A 448-nucleotide genomic window follows, 5' to 3' on the forward strand; every position below is an offset into this window, starting at 1 on the left:
TAAATGCTACAGTTAGACGGAACCCTTCTGGCAGATACTTTGTGTCATTGTTAGTCGAAACAGAAGTGCAAGAACTTCCGAAAACACATTCTTATATTGGAATGGATGTGGGACTAAAAGATTTCGCCATATTATCAGATGGAACAACCTATAAAAATCCGAAGTTTTTTCGATCATTAGAAGAAAAGTTGGCAAAAGCACAGCGTGTTCTTTCTAGAAGAATGAAAGGATCTTCTCGATGGAATAAACAACGAGTAAAAGTGGCTAGAATTCATGAATACATGACAAATGCTAGAAAAGATTACTTGGACAAAATCTCAACTGAAATCATCAAAAACCACGATGTTATCGGTATAGAGGATCTGCAGGTATCGAATATGTTAAAGAATCATAAGTTAGCAAAAGCAATTAGTGAGGTATCATGGTCACAGTTTCGAATCATGTTGGA

Annotated in this window: 1 protein-coding gene; it reads left to right on the forward strand. The window is 35.9% G+C overall.

All coding sequences use genetic code 11. From position 1 onward, the window contains the following. The coding region (locus G9F74_RS29520; RefSeq protein ID WP_165406438.1) for an RNA-guided endonuclease TnpB family protein at positions 1-448 on the forward strand (448 nt) is incomplete at both ends.

The organism is Bacillus sp. EKM202B (assembly GCF_011066025.1).
Lineage (GTDB): Bacteria > Bacillota > Bacilli > Bacillales > Bacillaceae_G > Bacillus_A > Bacillus_A toyonensis.